This is a genomic window from Stenotrophomonas sp. YJH_SMC_46 (genome assembly GCF_059370315.1).
This window is the reverse complement of record NZ_JCAFTO010000001.1, coordinates 810974-828824: the sequence shown is the minus strand read 5'-3', so window position 1 is coordinate 828824 and position 17851 is coordinate 810974. Positions and strand designations below refer to the sequence as shown.

General features: G+C 67.2%; 17 protein-coding genes. 10 read left to right on the top strand and 7 right to left on the bottom strand.

Going from position 1 to position 17851, the window contains the following annotated elements:
* Positions 1-1041: an EF-P beta-lysylation protein EpmB gene (gene epmB / locus AC5P8C_RS03845; RefSeq protein ID WP_154081333.1), complete on the bottom strand. Its 1041-nt coding sequence runs from the start codon at positions 1039-1041 to the stop codon at positions 1-3.
* 96 nt (positions 1042-1137) lie between these two features.
* Between epmB and efp the strand changes: the two genes are divergently transcribed.
* The 5 genes from efp to AC5P8C_RS03820 all read left to right on the top strand — a co-directional run bounded on the left by efp (position 1138) and on the right by AC5P8C_RS03820 (position 5360).
* Positions 1138-1704 carry an elongation factor P gene (efp, locus tag AC5P8C_RS03840; protein WP_005410381.1) on the top strand — a complete coding sequence of 189 codons (567 nt, stop codon included), beginning with the start codon at positions 1138-1140 and terminating at the stop codon, positions 1702-1704.
* A gap of 163 nt (positions 1705-1867) precedes the next feature.
* Positions 1868-3211: a TRZ/ATZ family hydrolase gene (locus tag AC5P8C_RS03835; protein WP_019660513.1), complete on the top strand. Its 1344-nt coding sequence runs from the start codon at positions 1868-1870 to the stop codon at positions 3209-3211.
* 24 nt (positions 3212-3235) lie between these two features.
* Positions 3236-3952, top strand: a complete 717-nt coding sequence (ubiG, locus tag AC5P8C_RS03830; RefSeq protein ID WP_019660512.1) for a bifunctional 2-polyprenyl-6-hydroxyphenol methylase/3-demethylubiquinol 3-O-methyltransferase UbiG — start codon at positions 3236-3238, stop codon at positions 3950-3952.
* Positions 3949-4644: a phosphoglycolate phosphatase gene (locus AC5P8C_RS03825; protein WP_019660511.1), complete on the top strand. Its 696-nt coding sequence runs from the start codon at positions 3949-3951 to the stop codon at positions 4642-4644. Before ubiG ends, AC5P8C_RS03825 begins: the two co-directional genes overlap by 4 nt.
* An 11-nt stretch (positions 4645-4655) precedes the next feature.
* Positions 4656-5360 carry a squalene/phytoene synthase family protein gene (locus tag AC5P8C_RS03820; RefSeq protein WP_019660510.1) on the top strand — a complete coding sequence of 235 codons (705 nt, stop codon included), beginning with the start codon at positions 4656-4658 and terminating at the stop codon, positions 5358-5360.
* Positions 5361-5518: 158 nt separating this feature from the next.
* On the opposite strand, the gene AC5P8C_RS03815 is transcribed toward AC5P8C_RS03820, so the two are convergent.
* Genes AC5P8C_RS03815 through yidD form a run of 3 tightly spaced genes read right to left on the bottom strand, consistent with a single transcriptional unit; the run spans position 5519 to position 7969 of the window.
* Complete coding sequence (locus AC5P8C_RS03815; protein WP_164144710.1) at positions 5519-6367, bottom strand: M23 family metallopeptidase; 849 nt, start codon at positions 6365-6367, stop codon at positions 5519-5521.
* On the bottom strand, positions 6367-7713 hold the full coding sequence (locus AC5P8C_RS03810) for a dihydroorotase (protein WP_019660508.1): 1347 nt from the start codon (positions 7711-7713) through the stop codon (positions 6367-6369). The genes AC5P8C_RS03815 and AC5P8C_RS03810 overlap by 1 nt, the downstream gene beginning before the upstream one ends.
* Before the next feature lies 1 nt (position 7714).
* Positions 7715-7969: a membrane protein insertion efficiency factor YidD gene (yidD, locus tag AC5P8C_RS03805; protein ID WP_014037867.1), complete on the bottom strand. Its 255-nt coding sequence runs from the start codon at positions 7967-7969 to the stop codon at positions 7715-7717.
* Between the two features lie 271 nt (positions 7970-8240).
* On the opposite strand from yidD, the gene dksA reads away from it, so the two are divergent.
* Positions 8241-9467: an RNA polymerase-binding protein DksA gene (gene dksA / locus AC5P8C_RS03800; RefSeq protein ID WP_495218351.1), complete on the top strand. Its 1227-nt coding sequence runs from the start codon at positions 8241-8243 to the stop codon at positions 9465-9467.
* Between the two features lie 657 nt (positions 9468-10124).
* Here the strand turns inward: dksA and AC5P8C_RS03795 are convergent.
* From AC5P8C_RS03795 to cysS, 3 genes are read right to left on the bottom strand one after another with little or no spacing between them, the layout of a single operon-like run.
* A complete protein-coding gene (locus AC5P8C_RS03795; RefSeq protein WP_233653930.1) occupies positions 10125-11372 on the bottom strand; it encodes an MFS transporter in 1248 nt (415 codons plus the stop codon).
* The gene (locus tag AC5P8C_RS03790; RefSeq protein WP_019660505.1) at positions 11369-11821 is read right to left on the bottom strand and encodes a SufE family protein; all 453 of its coding nucleotides are present in this window, start codon (positions 11819-11821) and stop codon (positions 11369-11371) included. The genes AC5P8C_RS03795 and AC5P8C_RS03790 overlap by 4 nt, the downstream gene beginning before the upstream one ends.
* A 57-nt stretch (positions 11822-11878) precedes the next feature.
* Positions 11879-13255 carry a cysteine--tRNA ligase gene (gene cysS, locus AC5P8C_RS03785; RefSeq protein ID WP_058979683.1) on the bottom strand — a complete coding sequence of 459 codons (1377 nt, stop codon included), beginning with the start codon at positions 13253-13255 and terminating at the stop codon, positions 11879-11881.
* A gap of 187 nt (positions 13256-13442) precedes the next feature.
* Between cysS and AC5P8C_RS03780 the strand changes: the two genes are divergently transcribed.
* The 4 genes from AC5P8C_RS03780 to AC5P8C_RS03765 all read left to right on the top strand — a co-directional run bounded on the left by AC5P8C_RS03780 (position 13443) and on the right by AC5P8C_RS03765 (position 17829).
* On the top strand, positions 13443-14006 hold the full coding sequence (locus AC5P8C_RS03780) for a glycine zipper 2TM domain-containing protein (RefSeq protein WP_026347073.1): 564 nt from the start codon (positions 13443-13445) through the stop codon (positions 14004-14006).
* Positions 14007-14325: 319 nt separating this feature from the next.
* On the top strand, positions 14326-15336 hold the full coding sequence (locus AC5P8C_RS03775; RefSeq protein WP_164144815.1) for an N-acetylornithine carbamoyltransferase: 1011 nt from the start codon (positions 14326-14328) through the stop codon (positions 15334-15336).
* 62 nt (positions 15337-15398) lie between these two features.
* The gene (locus tag AC5P8C_RS03770) at positions 15399-16592 is read left to right on the top strand and encodes an argininosuccinate synthase (protein WP_021204186.1); all 1194 of its coding nucleotides are present in this window, start codon (positions 15399-15401) and stop codon (positions 16590-16592) included.
* Between the two features lie 148 nt (positions 16593-16740).
* Positions 16741-17829, top strand: coding sequence for an acetylornithine deacetylase (locus tag AC5P8C_RS03765; RefSeq protein WP_111097865.1), 1089 nt, complete (start codon positions 16741-16743; stop codon positions 17827-17829).
* The last annotated feature ends 22 nt before the right edge of the window (positions 17830-17851 follow it).

Below are 17851 nucleotides of genomic sequence, written 5' to 3'. Positions count from 1 at the left end.
CTACAGCGGACGCTTGCTCGGGTCGCCGGGCAGTTCGCGCACCAGTTTCGGGATCAGATAACCGGACAGGCGCGCGGTCAGGCCGGCAATCAGCGCCTTGGCCTGGGCGTCATCCACTTCGAAGTGGGCCACGCCCTCGACCCGGTCCAACTGATGCAGGTAGTAGGGAAGCACGCCGGCGTCGAAGCTGCGCTCGCTCAGGTCCTGCAGGGCCTGCACGCTGTCATTGACCCCGCGCAGCAACACCGCCTGGTTCAGCAGTTGGGCGCCGGTAGCGCGCAGGCGGGCCATCGCCGCGTCCACGCTGGCGTCGAATTCATTGGCATGGTTGGCGTGGACCACGATCGCCAGCGGCCAGGGCAGACTGCCCAGCCAGGAGACCAGCTCATCGTCCACGCGCTCGGGCAGCACGATCGGCAGCCGGGTGTGGATGCGCAGGCGGTGGATATGCGGGATGGGGCGCAGGGCATCGGTCAGTTCGACCAGCTTGTGCGTGGCCAGCGACAGTGGGTCACCACCGGACAGGATCACCTCGTCGATGTCCGGGTCGGCGGCGATGGCGGCTACGGCCTCCTGCCAGCCACCCTTGGCGGCGTTCTCCGCGCCATAGTCGAAGTGGCGGCGGAAGCAGTAGCGGCAGTTGATCGCGCAGCTGCCGGTGGCGACCAGCAGGGCACGGCCACGGTACTTCTGTATGACGCCGGTGGCCTTCTTGGCCGCGCCATCGCCCACCGCATCGAAGCTGAACCCGGGCGCGGGACGCATTTCCTCGTCGATCGGCAGCACCTGGCGCAGCAGCGGATCGGCCGGATCACCCTTGCGCATGCGGGCCACGAAGCCCTCCGGCACGCGCAGCGCGAACTGGGCCATGGCCGCTTCCGAGACGCCCAGCGCGGCCGGGTCCAGCTGCAGCCGGGCCAGCAGGGCCTGTGGGTCGCGCAGTGCCTGGCGCCAGAGCTGCTGCCAGCGCGCGGGCGCGCCTGGCGACTGGGGCCGGGGGAAGGCGGAAAGCTGCATGGAGAGGGGGCCTGCGGTTATCATGGGGGCAGAAAAACAGTTGCCCACCGGCACCCGGTGGGCTTTCCATTCTAACGGCTCGCCGCACCCGCGGCGTTTCTGCCACTCAGGAGTTTACGCATGGCCAGCTACGGCATGAACGACGTCAAGAACGGGATGAAGATCCTGGTCAACAACCAACCGGCCGTCATCATCGACACCGAATACGTCAAGCCGGGCAAGGGCCAGGCCTTCACCCGCGTGAAGTACCGCCTGATCAAGGACGGCCGTACCCAGGAAGTGACCATGAAGTCGACCGACTCGCTGGATGCAGCCGACGTCGTCGACACCGACATGAACTTCATGTACAGCGATGGCGAGTACTGGCACTTCATGGATCCGGAATCCTTCGAGCAGGTCCAGGCCACCAAGGCCGGCATGGGCGGCGCCGAGAAGTGGCTGAAGGGCGAAGAGTCCTGCGTGGTCACCCTGTGGAACGGTGAGCCGATCTTCGTGCAGCCGCCGAACTTCGTCGAGCTGAAGATCACCGAGACCGATCCGGGCGTCCGTGGCGACACCTCGGGCGGCGGCGGCAAGCCGGCCACCCTGGAAACCGGCGCCGTGGTCCGCGTGCCGCTGTTCGTCAACCAGGACGAAGTGATCCGCGTCGACACCCGTTCGGGCGAGTACTCCGCACGCGTCAAGTAATCCGGCGCAGCCGGATTACCTGTAGAGCCGAGCCATGCTCGGCTTTCCGGGCATAACCCGGAACCCGTTGCTGGCGCCCATGGCGCCGCAGCGGACAGCCGCCGGGCATGGCCCGGCGCTACCGCCTCCCGCCAGGCCCTTCTCCAATAGCCAGTGAGCCCGCATGAGCGATAGCCCGCACCTCCCCGAAGCCTGCGACCTGCTCATCGAAGCCGGTTACGTCGTTCCGATCGAGCCGCATGCGGTGGTGCTGGAAGACCATGCCGTCGCCGTGCGTGGCAGCGAGATCGTGGCCATCCTGCCGCGTGCCGAGGCGCGCGCGCGCTTCCGTGCCGCCCAGGTAGTCAGTCGCCCCGAGGCCGCGCTGATGCCGGGCCTGGTCAACGCCCACACGCACAACCCGATGACCCTGCTGCGCGGCGTCGCCGACGACCTGCCGCTGATGACCTGGCTGCAGCAGCACATCTGGCCGGTGGAAGCGGCGGTGATCGGCCCCGAATTCGTTGCCGACGGCACCACCCTGGCCATCGCCGAGATGCTGCGCGGCGGCACCACCTGCGCCAACGAGAACTACTTCTTCGGCGACGTGCAGGCCGCGGTCTACAAGAAACACGGTTTCCGCGCGCTGGTGGGCGCGGTCATCATCGATTTCCCCACCGCCTGGGCCAAGACCGACGACGAGTACTTCGCCAAGGCCGGTGAACTGCACGACCAGTGGCGCACCGATCCGCTGATCGCCACCGCGTTCGCGCCGCATGCGCCTTACACGGTCAACGATGCCAACTTCGAGCGGGTGCGGATGCTGTCCGACCAGCTCGACATGCAGGTGCACCTGCATACCCACGAGACCGCGCAGGAAATCAACGATTCGATCAGGCTGCACGGCCAGCGCCCGCTGGCGCGGCTGGATCGGCTCGGCCTGGTCAACGACCGCCTGATTGCGGTGCACATGACCCAGCTGACCGATGCGGAAATCCACCTGTGCGCCGAGCGCGGCGTGAGCGTGGTGCATTGCCCGGAATCCAACCTGAAGCTGGCCTCCGGTTTCTGCCCGGCCTGCGCCCTGCAGCGCGCAGGCGTGAACCTGGCGATCGGTACCGATGGCTGCGCCAGCAACAACGACCTGGACATGTTCAGCGAGAACCGCACCGCAGCGATCCTGGCCAAGGCCGTGGCCGACGACGCCACTGCACTGGATGCGGCAACCACGCTGCGCGCGTCCACGCTGGGTGGCGCACGCGCGCTGGGCTTCGGTGACCGCATCGGCTCGATCGAAGTCGGCAAGCAGGCCGACCTGGTCTGCGTCGACCTGTCTGCGCTGGAAACCCAGCCGCTGCACAACGTGCTGTCGCAACTGGTGTACGCCACCGGCCGCCAGCAGGTCAGCGACGTCTGGATCGCCGGCAAGCCGAAGCTGGTGCAGCGCGAGCTGGTCGGCATGGACCTGCCGGGCATCATCGCCAACGCGCGCCAGTGGCGCGAGCGCATCCGTCATATCCGCGCCTGATCCCTGGCGCCGCAAGGACCCCTCATGACTGCCCCCCACGCTTCCTCCAATTTCGATCAGGCCGAGCTGGACAAGTTCGCCGCGCTGGCCAACCGCTGGTGGGACGCTGACGGCCCGCAGAAGCCGCTGCATGCGCTGAACCCGGTGCGCCTGAAATACGTGGCCGACCGCGTGCCGCTGCGCGGCGCACGTGTGCTCGACATCGGTTGCGGTGGCGGCCTGTTGAGCGAAGCGCTGGCCCAGGCCGGCGCCGACGTCACCGCCATCGACCTGGCCCCGGAGCTGGTGAAGGTCGCGCGCCTGCATGCGCTGGAAAGCGGCGCCAAGGTCGACTACCGCGTGCAGGCCGCCGAGGATCTGGCCGCCGAGCAGCCGGGCAGTTTCGATGTGGTCACCTGCATGGAAATGCTTGAGCACGTGCCCGACCCGGGCGCGATCATCGACGCCTGCAATCGCCTGCTGAAGCCGGGCGGCCACCTGTTCCTGTCGACCATCAACCGCACCGCCGCCGCGTTCGCGGTGGCGATCGTCGGCGCCGAGTACGTGGCGCGCCTGCTGCCCAAGGGCACGCACCACTACCAGGAATTCATCAAGCCGGCCGAGCTGGCGCGCTGGCTGCGCGAGGCTGATGTGCAGCTGGTGGATGTCAGTGGCATGGCTTACGAGCCGTGGCGCAACCATGCCCGCCTGAGCAGCCGCACCGACATCAACTATCTGGCCTACGCGGTCAAGCCGGCATGACCTCTGCACGCTTCCCGCGCGCGGTGCTGTTCGATCTGGATGGCACCTTGCTGGACAGCGCGCCGGACTTCGTCGCTACCTGCAACGCGATGCTGGCCGAACGTGGTCGTGCACCCATCGATCCGGCCGCACTGCGCCCGGTGGTGTCGAAGGGCTCGCGGGCGATGGTCTCGGCTGCCTTCCCGGAACTGGACGTCGCCGCACGTGACGCGCTGATCCCAGAATTCCTGCAGCGCTACGAAGCGCTGATCGGCCAGCACGCAGTGCTGTTCGACGGCGTGGCCGGCATGCTCGCCGCGCTGGATGAGGCCGGTACGGTGTGGGGCATCGTCACCAACAAGCCGGAGTACCTGGCGCGTCTGATCCTGCCGCAACATGGTTGGCAGCAGCGTTGCGCGGTGCTGGTCGGCGGTGACAGCCTGGCCGAGCGCAAGCCTCACCCGCTGCCGCTGCTGCACGCTGCGCAGGCCATTGGCGTTGCTGCCGAAGACTGCGTGTACGTGGGTGACGACGAGCGCGACATCATCGCCGCGCGGGCCGCGGCCATGCCGTCGGTGGCGGCGCTGTGGGGCTACCGCCTGCACAGCGACGATCCGCTGGCCTGGCAGGCCGACGTGCTGGTCGAGAACGCTGAACTTCTGCAACTGGCCAGTCTCTGGCCGACCCGGCCGGCAACCCCGGCCCAGCCGTAAGGAATGGTGTAGTGAGCAGTACCGCGCTGGACAGTTTCCTCGACAAGTGGCGCAGCCGTTGGCCGGAATGGTCGGTGGCCGCCCCGTTCGTGGCCGAATCGCAACGCGAGCTGGCCGTGGCGTGGTTTGCGCTGCTGCAGGAGTTCGACGACATGCTCAACACCAGCGGCGACCCGTTGCCGGCCGACGCCAAGCTGGCGTGGTGGGGCGAGGAGCTGCGCAGTTGGGCCGGGCATCGTTCGCGCCATCCGCTGGGCCGGCTGCTGGAGCCGGTGCGTGCGCCGTGGGCGCAGTTGGCCGAAGCGCTGCCGGATCTGGTTGAAGCACGCACCGTCGCGCCCGATGCAGCCGGCGCCGAGCGCGCGCTGGCCAACTACGCCGAGGCCGTAGCCGCAGTGGAGGCAACCTTGTTCGCGGACAAGCCGCGCACCGGTGCCGGTCGCGCGGTGCAGCTGCAGACCCTGGCCCAGCGCCTGCAGGATGCCGGCGTGGCCGGTGTGCCGCGCAGCCTGCTGGACGGTGATGCCAGCACCGCTGCGCAGCGCTGGGCGCAGCATCTGTTGAAGGGGTGGGGCACCCGCGTGCCCGGCCCGCGCCCGCGCCGCGTGTGGTCCAGCCTGGCACGTGCCCGTGTGGCCGCGCAGGCCGCAGGCAAGCCAATCGAAGCCACTCCGGTGCGCACCCTGCTGCGCGTGTGGTGGGCGGCGCGCGGCTGATCCCGCGCTCCGCCGGGCATGGCCCGGCGCTACCTCGCGCGGTTGATTGAATGCTGTCTGCAGAGCCGAGCCCATGCTCGGCTCATCTCTGCGCGACAGCAGCCGAGCGTGGGCTCGGCTCTACAACAGTGGCTCACCGCTGCACCGGGCGATGGGCGTTATTTGCGCTCCAGCACCAGCAGCGGGTCGATACGGGTCTCGAACCAGTTCATGCCCCAGTGCAGGTGCGGGCCGGTGGCACGGCCGGTGGCGCCGACGGCAGCGATCACCTGGCCCTGCTCCACACGGTCGCCGACTTTTACGTCGATGCGCGACAGGTGCAGGAAGTTGGAGCTGACCCCGAAACCGTGGTCGAGCAGCAGCGTGCCACCGGTCAGGTACAGGTCGGGGCCGGCGAAGGTGACGATGCCGGCGGCCGGTGCCTTTACCGGCGTGCCGGTCGGCACCGCGATGTCCATGCCGGAATGACCGGCACCGGGCTGGCCGTTGTACACCCTCGCATTGCCGAAGCGGCCGCTGATGCGGCCCTGGACCGGCCAGATGAAGGTCTGGGTGAAGTCGGTACGGTCGTCGTCGCGCGAACGTGCAGCGGTTACCTGCGCCTGTTCGCGCTTGATCCGCTCGGCGATCGCCGCCGGCGGATTCACCGTCTTCGGTGGCACCCCGTTGACCCGCTCGGTGGGCCAGTCGCGCGGCGTCACCGCGATGGTTGCGGTCTCGCTGCCACCATCGGGGCGTTGCACCTGCACGTGCAGCGGACCCTTCTCGTCGCGGCCGATGCCGAACACGACGCTGCCATAGCCGCTCACCCGCAGCTGGCGGCCGGCGTACTGCACGCGGCTGCCAGCGGGCACCTTGCCGATCACCAGCGCGCCCTGTGACGCACTGGCCGGGAACACCACGCGGCTGTCGATCAGGCTGCCGATGCCGTCCTGTGCCTGCGCCGACGGTGCGGTGAACAGGGGCGCGGCCAGCAGCAGCGCTCCGAACAGAAGTGCCGAACGCATCAGCGGTCGTAGGTCATGCGCTGGCCGGCGGGTTCGCCCACCAGCTTGCTGCCGTCCCACACCAGCTGGCCGTTGACCCAGGTGGAGGCGATGCGCGAGCGGAAAGTGGTGCCTTCAAACGGCGACCAGCCGCACTTGGACAGCACGTCCTCGCGCTTGACGGTGAACGGCACGTCCTCCACCAGCACCAGGTCGGCAAAGTAGCCCTCGCGCAGGAAGCCGCGTTCTTCCACGTCGAACAGCTGCGCCGGCGCATGTGCGAATTTCTGCACCACCTGCTCGCGGGTCAGCTTGCCTTCGTGCACCCGCTCCAGCGCGGCCACCAGTGCGTACTGCACCAGCGGCAGGCCCGACGGCGCCTGCGCGTAGGGCTTCTGCTTCTCTTCCCAGGTGTGCGGCGCGTGGTCGGTGGCCAGCACGTCCAGCACGTCATCGGCCAGTGCAGCGGTGATTGCCTCGCGGTCGGACACTTCCTTGATCGCCGGGTTGCACTTGATCAGGTTGCCCTTGGTCGCGTAGTCCGGGCGCGCGAAGTGCAGGAAGTGCACGCAGGTTTCGGCGGTGATCTGCTTGCGGCTGCCATCGGCGCGGATCAGCGGGCCCTTCTCGAACAGCGCCAGCTCGTCGGCGGTGGAGATGTGCAGCACATGCAGGCGGGTGCCGTGCTTGCGTGCCAGCGACATCGCCAGGCGGGTCGACTTGATGCACGCTTCGCGCGAACGGATGTCCGGGTGCATGTCCGGGGTCAGCGCATCACCGTACTTTTCCTGGAAGGCCTTCAGGTTGGCATCGATCATCGGCGTGTCTTCGCAGTGCGTGATGATCGGGGTCGGGCATTCGCGGAAGATCGCGTCCAGCGTTTCCGGGTTGTCGACCAGCATGTTGCCGGTCGAAGCACCCATGAACACCTTCACGCCCGGGGCCTTCTTCGGGTCCAGCGCACGGATCGCGTCCAGGTTGTCATTGCTGGCGCCGTGGTAGAAGCCGTAGTTGGCCCAGGCGCGGCCGCGCGCGAGCTCGTACTTGGCTTCCAGGATGGTCGAATCCAGCGTCGGCGGGTTGGTGTTGGGCATGTCCATGAAGCTGGTCAGGCCACCGGCCACGGCGGCCGCCGATTCGCTGGCGATGTCGCCCTTGTGGGTCAGGCCCGGTTCGCGGAAGTGCACCTGGTCATCGATCATGCCGGGCAGCAGCCAGCGCCCGGCCGCGTCCACCACCTGCTCGCCGTCGCGCGGCGCCAGCCCGTTGCCGATCTGCGCGATGCGGCCGTTCTCGATGCGCAGGTCGCCGTCGAAGGTGCGGCCTTCGTTGACCATGCGGGCATTGGTGATGAGGGTGGAGGACATGTCAATGTTTTCCTGTGCAACGGCAAGAGGGGGCGTTGGGGGACTCGGGCACGGGGTCGAAGCCGCCGGGATGGAACGGGTGGCAGCGGCCCAGCCTGCGCGCAGCCAGCCAGCTGCCGCGCAGCGGGCCGTGCCGCGAGATCGCGTCCATCGCGTATTCAGAACAGCTCGGCACGAAACGGCAGCGGGGCCCCAGCAAGGGGCTGATGAAGCGCTTGTAGAAGCGCAGCAAGGCGATGAGCAGGCGCGAGATCACCCAGTCATCTTATGCCAGTTGGCATGAAGGCCGCATTTGTGCAGGATGGGCCGTTGGTCGCATGTCGCCGATGGCCTGCGACCGGTACCAGCACCGTCGGGTGCTGGCCAGGTTCCGTACCGCGCAAGGCGGTCCGTGTTCGTCGGACTGCCCATTGGGCGCCTTGGCTCCAGGACTGAATGGGGCAGGGTGCCGAGGTTGCTGCTGCGGGTCGGGTAGGCTATAAAGGCCCGCTTTCCCGGGCCCCGGGGAATCCAAGGAAGAGCGTTTCGTGGCTGCTAAAAAAACTGCAAAGAAGGCCGCAACGGCCGCCAAGAAAACCGCCAAGCCTGTTGTGAAGAAGTTGGCGGCAAAGCCCGTTGCCAAGAAGCCGGCCAGCAAGCCGGCGACCAAGGCAGCGTCCTCGCAACCGGCGGCCAGGAAGGCCACCGCAAAGAAAACGCCGGTCAAGGCAACCAAGCCGGTGGCGAAGAAGGCCGCTGCGCCCGCCAAGGCCAAGCCAGCCGCTGCCAGCAAGAAGGCGCCGGCGAAGAAGACCGTCAGCAAGGCTGCGCCGGTGAAGAAAGCTGCCGCCAAGCCGGTGGCCAAGAAGGCCGCCGCCAAGCCGGCGCCGAAGGCGGTGGTGAAGAAGGCTGCAGCCAAGCCGGTCGCCAAGCCCGTAGCAAAGAAGGTCGCTGCGGCCAAGCCGGTCGCCACGCCTGCCGCTGTAAAGAAGGGTGCCAAGAATGTTGCCGCGCCGGCCGTAAAGCCGGCCCCGGCCCCAGTAGTGAAGTCCGCACCGAAGCCTGCTGCCAAGCCGGCTCCGGCCAAGCCTGTCCCGGCCAAGACCGTGGCAGTGGCAGCAGCCCAACCGGCCTCCAAGCCGGCCCCGGCCGCCGCTCCTGCCGCTTCGAAGGCCCCGCAATCCAAGAATCCCGTGCCCGTTTCGAAATCGCCTGCCAAAACCGCCGTGAAATCCGATTCCGCCCCGAAGACCGTGTCGCGCCCTGTCGGCAAGGTTGCCGTGGCCGTCGCCGCCCGCTCGGCTGCACCGGCCCCGCGCAGCAAGTACAAGGTGGTCGAGTACAAGACCGACGAGGCCACCGGCCGCCCGATCCTGCCGACTGGCTACAAGCCGTCCTCGGAAGAGGAATACATGAGCCCGCTGCAGCAGGAGTACTTCCGTCAGCGTCTGCAGAACTGGCGCGCGGACCTGGTGGAAGAGTCCAAGCAGACCATCGAGAATCTTCGTGAGGAAGTGCGTGACATCGGCGACGAAGCCGAGCGCGCGACCCGCGAGACCGAGAACTCGCTGGAGCTGCGTACCCGCGACCGCTACCGCAAGCTGATCGGCAAGATCGACAGCACCCTGAAGCGCCTGGAAGCGGGCGACTACGGTTACTGCGTCGACACCGGCGAAGAAATCGGCCTGGAGCGCCTCGAAGCGCGCCTGACCGCCGAGCGCACCATCGACGCCCAGGAGCGTTGGGAGCACCTGCAGAAGCAGCAGGGCGACTGATTCCTGCTCGTTGTATGGTCATGCGAAAAACCCGGCCTCGGCCGGGTTTTTTGTTGGGTTCGAGTTGGCTGTGTAGAGCAGCGCCTTCCGGGTATCGGGTGGAGCCTGCGGGTGGGTCCGGGCAGGACACGCTGCAAGTACATCCCTGTAAGCTCGGCCGCGGCATCCATGCCGCGGACGGTCCTGCCCGGACCCACCCGCAGGCTCTCGACGGTTTCCTGCGTGCGCGGCCGATGTAGAGCCGAGCCCACGCTCGGCTCAGGCCGAAGGCGCGGGCTTGGAGGGAGGATGAGAGCAAAGACCACCACTTCGCTCGCCGGGCATGGCCCGGCGCTACCGAAGCCTGCGTGCGCGGCTGCGGCTCTTGACTTGAGTCCGCCTTGTAGCGAGCCGAGCACCGCAGGGGAATCAGGGGCGAAGAGGCGCCGCTGTTTGAGCGCAGCGAGTTCGGCGCCGTCCCCTGATTCACCGAGGAGCACAGGGCACCGGCGCGCAGCGCCGGCTCGCGGATGGCGGAGCGTTTCTTTGGTTACTTTCTTTTCGCGAAAAGAAAGTGACACCCCGCCGCGGTCGCGGAAAAGGGCCGCCGGGCATGGCCCGGCGCTACCAATGCGTCGGCGCACGTAAAGCGGCTGTCGCGGAAACGACGAGCCGACGCTACTGCAGATCACGCAGATTCAATTTCCGCAATGTCGGGTTTTTCCACGCGGTGATCCCGGCCACGCTCAGCACCGCAAACCCACCCAGCACCACGGCCGGCACCAGGCCGAGCAGCTTCGCCATCGTGCCTGCATAGAACGCGCCCAGCTCGTTGGACGAACTGATGAAGATGCCGTTGATCGACGACACCCGGCCGCGCATCTCTTCCGGCGTGGCCAACTGCAGGATGGTCGATCGGATCACCACCGAGATGCCATCGAAGGCCCCGTAGAACAGCAGGATCAGCGCCGACAGCCAGAAGTGCTGCGACAGGCCGAAGCCGATCACGCACAGGCCGAAACCGGCCACCGCGAACAGCAGTACGCGGCCGGCATTGCGGTGCAGCGGGTGGCGGGCCAGCCACAGGCCCACGCACACCGAACCGAGCGCCGGCATCGCGCGCAGGACGCCCAGGCCTTCCGGACCGTGGTGCAGGATCTCGTGCAGGAAGGCCGGCAGCATCGCCACCACGCCGCCCAGCAGCACCGAGAACATGTCCAGCGCCATCGCCCCGACCATGATCCGGTTGCCGACCACGAAGCGCGCGCCTTCGGCGATGCTCTTGAAGATCGGCGCGGCGGGACCGGTGTGCACCGGTTCTTCCACCTTCAATGTAGCCAGGCAGGCCATCGCCACCAGCGCAAAGGCCGTAGCCACCGCGTAGGAGAGGCCCTTGCCGCCGAAGCCGACCAGCACGCCGCCCAGCGCCGGGCCGGCGACCATGCCGGCCTGGAACACCACCGCGCCGAGGCCTGCGCCGCGCGCGAACTGATCGCGGGCCAGCACGCGGGCGAACAGTGCGTTGTAGATAGGTGACAGGAAGGCGCGGACCATGCCGGTCAGGGCGATGGCTGCATAGATGGGCCACACGCCTTCAAACGGCAGCCAGCCCTTGGCCACGCTGGTCAGTACCAGCGCGGTGGCGATCAGCCCGGAACAGGCCGCCATGCCCAACCGACGCCGCGGCAGATGGTCGACCAGGTAGCCGGCGAATGGCGCCACGCAAAAGAACGGCAGCACCTCGGCCAGACCGATCAGGCCCAGCGAGAACGGATTGCGGGTGACTTCGTAGATGTGCCAGCCGACGGTGACTGCCACCACCTGGTAGGACAGCATCGCGAAGATGCGGTAGGCCAGCAGCTTGGCGAAGCCGGGCCGGGACAGCAGGCCCAGCGCGGTGTCCTCGGCTGTGGCAGGCTCGTTCACGACGGATCGCGCTGCAGCTGGGTCTGCGCGGTCTCGCGGATGAAGGCCAGCATCGCAGCCACACCATTGCTGCGGGTCGGAGACAGGTGGCGGGCCAGGCCGATGTCCTGGATATAGCTCGGTTCGGTGGCCAGGATCTCCCGCGCCGAGCGCCCGGAGTACACGCGCAGCGCCAGGAAGATCAGGCCGGAGACGATGGCCGAATCACTGATGGCATGGAAGCGCAGCGACTGCGCATTGCCTTCCGGCACGATCCAGACCATCGACTGGCAGCCGAGCAGGCGATGCTCTTCGGTCTTCCATTCTTCCGGGAAGGCCGGCAGCTTGCGGCCGAGGTCGATCAGGTACTGGTAGCGCTCGGACCAGTCGCCGAAGAAGCCGAATTCCTCGGCGATGGCGGTCTGGGCCTCGGCGGCGGTGGGTTCAAGCGGGAACGGGGAGTCGGTCACAACAGTCTCTACAGTGGGGGCGTGGCCGGCGGGCCGGCCACGGGGCAGGGCAGCAGGTCAGCCGCGCTTGCGCGACCAGCGCACGCCCTGCGGGGTGTCTTCCAGCACGATGCCTTCGGCGGCCAACTGGTCGCGGATGGCATCGGAACGGGCGAAGTCGCGCGCCTTCTTGGCCGCAGCGCGCTCGTCGATCAGGCCCTGGATACGGGCATCGTCGCCGTCAGCGCCCGCAGCGGTACCAAACCACTGCGCCGGATCGGCCTGCAGAAGGCCCAGCGCCAGGCCGGCACCGAGCAGCTCGGCCTTCAGGCGCGACTGTTCGGCCGGGTCCGTGGCACGACGCGCCTCGGCCGCGATGCGGGCCACTTCGGCCAGCGCCTGCGGGGTGTTGAGGTCGTCGTCGAGGGTCGCTTCGACCGTGGCCGGAATCACCGCGCTGGCCTCGACCGAGGCCAGTTCGCGCAGGGTGCCGTACAGGCGGTCCAGCGTACGCACCGACTGTTCGATCAGCGCATCGGACCAGTCCAGCGGTTGACGGTAGTGGGCCGACAGCAGGGCCAGGCGCAGTGCCTCCGGCGGATGCTGGCGAACCAGGTCATGCACGCGCTCGATGTTGCCCAGTGACTTGCTCATCTTGGCGCCGCCGAAGTTGAGCATGCCGTTGTGCAGCCAGTAGCGGGCGAAGATCCTGCCGCCATGCGCGCATTCGCTCTGCGCGATCTCGTTTTCATGGTGCGGGAACTGCAGGTCGACGCCGCCGGCATGGATGTCGATGGTCTCGCCCAGGTGGGCGGCGGCCATCGCCGAGCATTCGATGTGCCAGCCCGGGCGGCCACGGCCCCAGGGCGATTCCCAGCCGGGCAGGTCGTCGCTGGATGGCTTCCACAGCACGAAATCGCCCGGATCACGCTTGTAGGGGGCGACATCGACGCGGGCGCCAGCCAGCATCTCTTCCGGATCACGGCGCGAGAGCTTGCCGTAGCCTTCAAAGCTGGCCACCGCAAACAGCACGTGGCCTTCGGCGGCATAGGCATGACCACTGGCGATCAACTGCTCGATCATGGTGATGATCTGCGGCATGTGCGCGGTCACTTCCGGTTCGATGTCAGGCGGCACCACGCCCAGCGCGGCCATGTCTTCACGGTAGGCGGCGGCGAACCTGTCGGTGATGGTGCTGATCGGCACCCCCTGCTCGCGCGCGGCGGTGTTGATCTTGTCGTCCACGTCGGTGATGTTGCGGGCGTAGCGCAGTGCGCCGAAACGCCGCCGCAGCAGGTCGGCCAGCACCCCGAACACCACCGGGCCACGGGCGTTGCCGATGTGCACGTAGTTGTAGACCGTGGGGCCGCACACATACAGGGTCGGACAGGCCGGGTCGAGCGGGGTGAACGGTTCGAGCTGGCGAGTCAGGTTGTTGTGCAGGCGCAGGGTCATGGGGCTGTGGCTGGGGGACAAGTCTGTGATTTTAGAACGTGTCGCTCCCTTTGGGGGCGCTGGTTGCCACCGGTGGACGCCGGAGGGAGCCAGGGTGGGGTGGGCAGGAGCGGCGTGGACGGGTAATGTTCAGCCCCTTGCGCTCGCCACTGCCTACACTATCGCCGTGTCCTTGCTCCCGTCGCCACTGAAATCCACCGCATTGCTGACCCTGGCCTGCCTGTCGGCGCTGCCCGCCGTGGTGCTGGCGCAGGAGGCCGAGCCCCGCAACCGGGTGGTGATCGTGGAGAACGTGAAGTTCGACTACGCCCAGGTACTGAACGTCGAGCCGGTATTCCAGACCCTGCGCGCGACCCGTACCGAGGAGCATTGCGAGCCGGTGTCGACCCGCACCCTGGCCCCGGTCAACGTGACCGGCGAGGAGCCGGTCGAGGACAAGGGCCGGATCAGCCGTTTCTGGGACTCGGTGCGCTCGATATTCAAGCGCAGCGACGAGGAGCCCTCCGAAGAGGCCGGCCCCGAAACGCCGGCCCCGGCGCCTGCCAACAATGGCCCGATGCTGACCCGTGACTGCCGCATCGTGCCGGTGGGGCGTGAATTCCGCCGGCCCATCGCCTACGACGTGGACTACGTCTACAAGGGCACCAAGTATCGGTCGCGGCTGCCGGAAGACCCGGGCAACCGGCTCAAGATCCGGGTGTCGATCACCCCCTGGGTCGGTCCTGAGCAGGGCGCCGCCGGCAATCCCTGATTCTGCGACCCCGGCCCCTTGCGCCGGTCACGGCCGCATGCAAAGATATTCGGCCATGAAGCTCACCGACTTCCAGCACGACAGCAGCGCAGCCCGACAGGCGTCGGGCATGACCTCGCGTGCGCGTCGACCGGAACCCCACATTCTCGCTGGGTAACCGGAGCTTTTTGCTGTTCGTCCGAAAAAAAACCCAGCCCGCCGGCTGGGTTTTTTCGTTTCCGCGTTCTGAAAGCTGCAACTGCAACCTTTTCGTTTCACCTTTGCTTCCTGTTTTCCCTTCCACCGCGTCGAACCCGGCGCCGCCACGCAAGGAAAGAAGATGTCCCCCAAGCACTTCCTGAACACCCAGGACTGGAGCCGCAGCGATCTCGACGCATTGCTGACCCAGGCCGCGCTGTTCAAGCGCAACAAGCTCGGCGACCAGCTCAAGGGCAAGTCGATCGCGCTGGTGTTCTTCAACCCGTCCATGCGCACCCGCACCAGCTTCGAACTGGGCGCGTTCCAGCTCGGCGCCCATGCGGTGGTGCTGCAGCCGGGCAAGGATGCGTGGCCGATCGAGTTCAACCTCGGCACGGTGATGGACGGCGATACCGAGGAACACATCGCGGAAGTGGCCAAGGTGCTGGGCCGTTACTGCGACATCATCGCCGTGCGTGCGTTCCCGAAGTTCCAGGACTGGGCGTACGACCGCCAGGACATCGTCCTCAACAGCTTCGCCAGGTATTCGCCGGTGCCGGTCATCAACATGGAGACCATCACCCACCCGTGCCAGGAGCTGGCCCACATCATGGCGCTGCAGGAGCACTTCGGCACCCAGGACCTGCGTGGCAAGAAGTACGTGCTGACCTGGACCTACCACCCCAAGCCGCTCAACACCGCCGTGGCCAACTCGGCGCTGACCATCGCCACCCGCATGGGCATGGACGTGACACTGCTTTGCCCGACCGCCGACTACATCCTCGACGAGCGCTACATGGGCTGGGCCGAGCAGAACGTGGCCGAGAGCGGTGGTTCGCTGAAGATCAGCCATGATCTCGACAGCGCCTACGCCGGCGCCGACGTGGTTTACGCCAAGAGCTGGGGAGCGCTGCCGTTCTTCGGCAACTGGGAACCGGAAAAGCCGATCCGCGACCAGTTCAAGCACTTCATCGTCGACGAACGCAAGATGGCGCTGACCAACAACGGTGTGTTCAGCCACTGCCTGCCGCTGCGTCGCAACGTGAAGGCCACCGATGCGGTGATGGATTCGCCGCAGTGCATCGCCATCAACGAAGCCGAGAACCGCCTGCACGTGCAGAAGGCGATCATGGCCGCGGTTGCCGGGCGCTGATTTTTTCCGATTCAATCATTTCCGCCGGGCACGGCCCGGCGCTACCAGGACATACCCTCCCCATGAGCAATAAAGACGTCGTTCTCGCCTTCTCCGGCGGCCTGGATACCAGCTTCTGCGTGCCCTACCTGCAGGAGCGTGGCTACAACGTGCACACCGTGTTCGCCGACACCGGCGGCGTGGATGATGAAGAGCGCGATTTCATCGAGAAGCGTGCCGCCGAGCTGGGCGTGACCAGCCATGTCACTGTGAACGGTGGCCCGGCGATCTGGGAAGGCTTCGTCAAGCCGTTCGTGTGGGCCGGCGAAGGCTACCAGGGCCAGTACCCGCTGCTGGTGTCGGACCGCTACCTGATCGTGGATGCCGCGCTGAAGCGTGCCGCCGAACTGGGCACCAACATCATCGCCCACGGCTGCACCGGCATGGGCAATGACCAGGTCCGCTTCGACCTGGCCGTGAAGGCGCTGGGTGACTACCAGATCATCGCGCCGATCCGCGAGATCCAGAAGGAACACACCCAGACCCGTGCCTACGAGCAGAAATACCTGGAAGAGCGCGGCTTCGGCGTGCGCGCCAAGCAGCAGGCCTACACCATCAACGAGAACCTGCTGGGCGTGACCATGTCCGGTGGCGAGATCGACCGTTGGGAAACCCCGGGCGAAGGTGCGCGTGGCTGGTGCTCGCCGCGCAGCGAATGGCCGGAACAAGCGCTGACCGTCACCCTGAAGTTCATTGAAGGCGAAGCGGTTGAACTGAACGGCAAGGCGCTGCCGGGCGACCAGATCCTGGCCCAGCTCAACAAGCTGTTCGCCCCGTATGGCGTCGGTCGCGGCGTCTACACCGGCGACACCGTGATCGGCCTGAAGGGCCGCATCGTGTTCGAGGCCCCGGGCCTGGTCTCGCTGCTGGCCGCACACCGCGCGCTGGAAGATGCGGTGCTGACCAAGCAGCAGAACCGCTTCAAGCCGGACGTGGCGCGCAAGTGGGTGGAGCTGGTGTACGAAGGCTTCTACCACGACCCGCTGAAGACCGACATCGAAGCCTTCCTGAAGTCCTCGCAGGCCAAGGTCAACGGTGAAGTGGTGCTGGAAACCCGTGGTGGCCGCGTCGATGCGGTGGCCGTGAAGTCGCCGCACCTGCTCAACACCAAGGGTGCCACCTACGCGCAGTCGGCCGACTGGGGCGTGGAGGAGGCTGAAGGCTTCATCAAGCTGTTCGGTATGAGCTCGACGCTTTACGCGCAAGTCAATCGCTGAGCGATTGAATTGCGCGCGCGTCTCCCGCGCATTCCACCTTAACCCTGCGCCGTTGGCGCGCCCCCTTCAACAAGAAGGGGGCTCTCCACCAGACGCATCACGGTAGCGCCGGGCCATGCCCGGCGGAATTCCACAGGATCTTTGTTTCATGCTTGAACAGACGCTCGATCACCTGCAGGTCCTGGTGTCCTTCGACACCCGCAACCCGCCGCGCGCGATCACCACCGGTGGCATCTTCGATTACCTGCGCGCGAACCTGCCCGGCTTCAACGTCGAGGTGATCGACCACGGCGCCGGTGCGGTCAGCCTGTACGCCGTGCGCGGGACGCCGAAGTACCTGTTCAACGTACATCTTGATACCGTGCCCGATTCGCCGCACTGGAGCGCCGACCCGCACGTGATGCGCCGCCTGGACGACCGCGTGGTCGGTCTGGGCGTGTGTGACATCAAGGGCGCGGCCGCCGCACTGGTGGCCGCAGCCAATGCCAGCGACGGTGACGCGGCCTTCCTGTTCTCCAGCGATGAAGAAGCCAACGATCCGCGCTGCATCGCCGCGTTCCTGGCCCGTGGCCTGCCGTATGAAGCGGTGCTGGTGGCCGAGCCGACCATGAGCGAAGCGGTGCTGGCGCATCGCGGCATCAGCTCGGTGCTGATGCAGTTCGCCGGTCGTGCCGGGCACGCCTCGGGCAAGCAGGATGCGGCTGCCAGCGCGCTGCACCAGGCGATGCGCTGGGGCAACCGCGCGCTGGACCATGTGGAATCGCTGGCTTCGGCGCGCTTCGGTGGGCTGACGGGCCTGCGCTTCAACATCGGTCGCGTCGAAGGCGGGATCAAGGCCAACATGATCGCGCCCGCTGCCGAAGTGCGCTTCGGTTTCCGGCCGCTGCCGTCGATGAACATCGACGCGTTGCTGGCCACCTTCGCCGGGTTCGCCGAGCCGGAAGCGGCGGTATTCACCGAGACCTTCCGTGGCCCCAGCCTGCCGGCCGGCGACATCGCCGAAGCCGAGAACCGCCGCCTGCTGGCACGTGACGTGGCCGACGCGCTTGAGCTGCCGATCGGCAACGCCGTGGACTTCTGGACCGAGGCCTCGCTGTTCTCCGCCGCCGGTTACACCACCCTGGTGTTTGGTCCGGGCGATATTGCCCAGGCCCACACCGCCGATGAGTTCGTGACGCTGGACCAGCTGCAGCGCTACACCGACGCCGTGCACCGCATCATCGCCGCCGGCGCCTGATTCTTCCCTTTCCGACGAAACC

Excerpts from the sequence above, each read along its gene's own strand:
- epmB (WP_154081333.1), bottom strand. The coding sequence starts at position 1,041 with ATGATAACCGCAGGCCCCCTCTCCATGCAGCTTTCCGCCTTCCCCCGG.
- efp (WP_005410381.1), top strand. The coding sequence starts at position 1,138 with ATGGCCAGCTACGGCATGAACGACGTCAAGAACGGGATGAAGATCCTG.
- AC5P8C_RS03835 (WP_019660513.1), top strand. The coding sequence starts at position 1,868 with ATGAGCGATAGCCCGCACCTCCCCGAAGCCTGCGACCTGCTCATCGAA.
- ubiG (WP_019660512.1), top strand. The coding sequence starts at position 3,236 with ATGACTGCCCCCCACGCTTCCTCCAATTTCGATCAGGCCGAGCTGGAC.
- AC5P8C_RS03825 (WP_019660511.1), top strand. The coding sequence starts at position 3,949 with ATGACCTCTGCACGCTTCCCGCGCGCGGTGCTGTTCGATCTGGATGGC.
- AC5P8C_RS03815 (WP_164144710.1), bottom strand. The coding sequence starts at position 6,367 with ATGCGTTCGGCACTTCTGTTCGGAGCGCTGCTGCTGGCCGCGCCCCTG.
- AC5P8C_RS03810 (WP_019660508.1), bottom strand. The coding sequence starts at position 7,713 with ATGTCCTCCACCCTCATCACCAATGCCCGCATGGTCAACGAAGGCCGC.
- cysS (WP_058979683.1), bottom strand. The coding sequence starts at position 13,255 with ATGACCCTGCGCCTGCACAACAACCTGACTCGCCAGCTCGAACCGTTC.
- AC5P8C_RS03775 (WP_164144815.1), top strand. The coding sequence starts at position 14,326 with ATGTCCCCCAAGCACTTCCTGAACACCCAGGACTGGAGCCGCAGCGAT.
- AC5P8C_RS03770 (WP_021204186.1), top strand. The coding sequence starts at position 15,399 with ATGAGCAATAAAGACGTCGTTCTCGCCTTCTCCGGCGGCCTGGATACC.
- AC5P8C_RS03765 (WP_111097865.1), top strand. The coding sequence starts at position 16,741 with ATGCTTGAACAGACGCTCGATCACCTGCAGGTCCTGGTGTCCTTCGAC.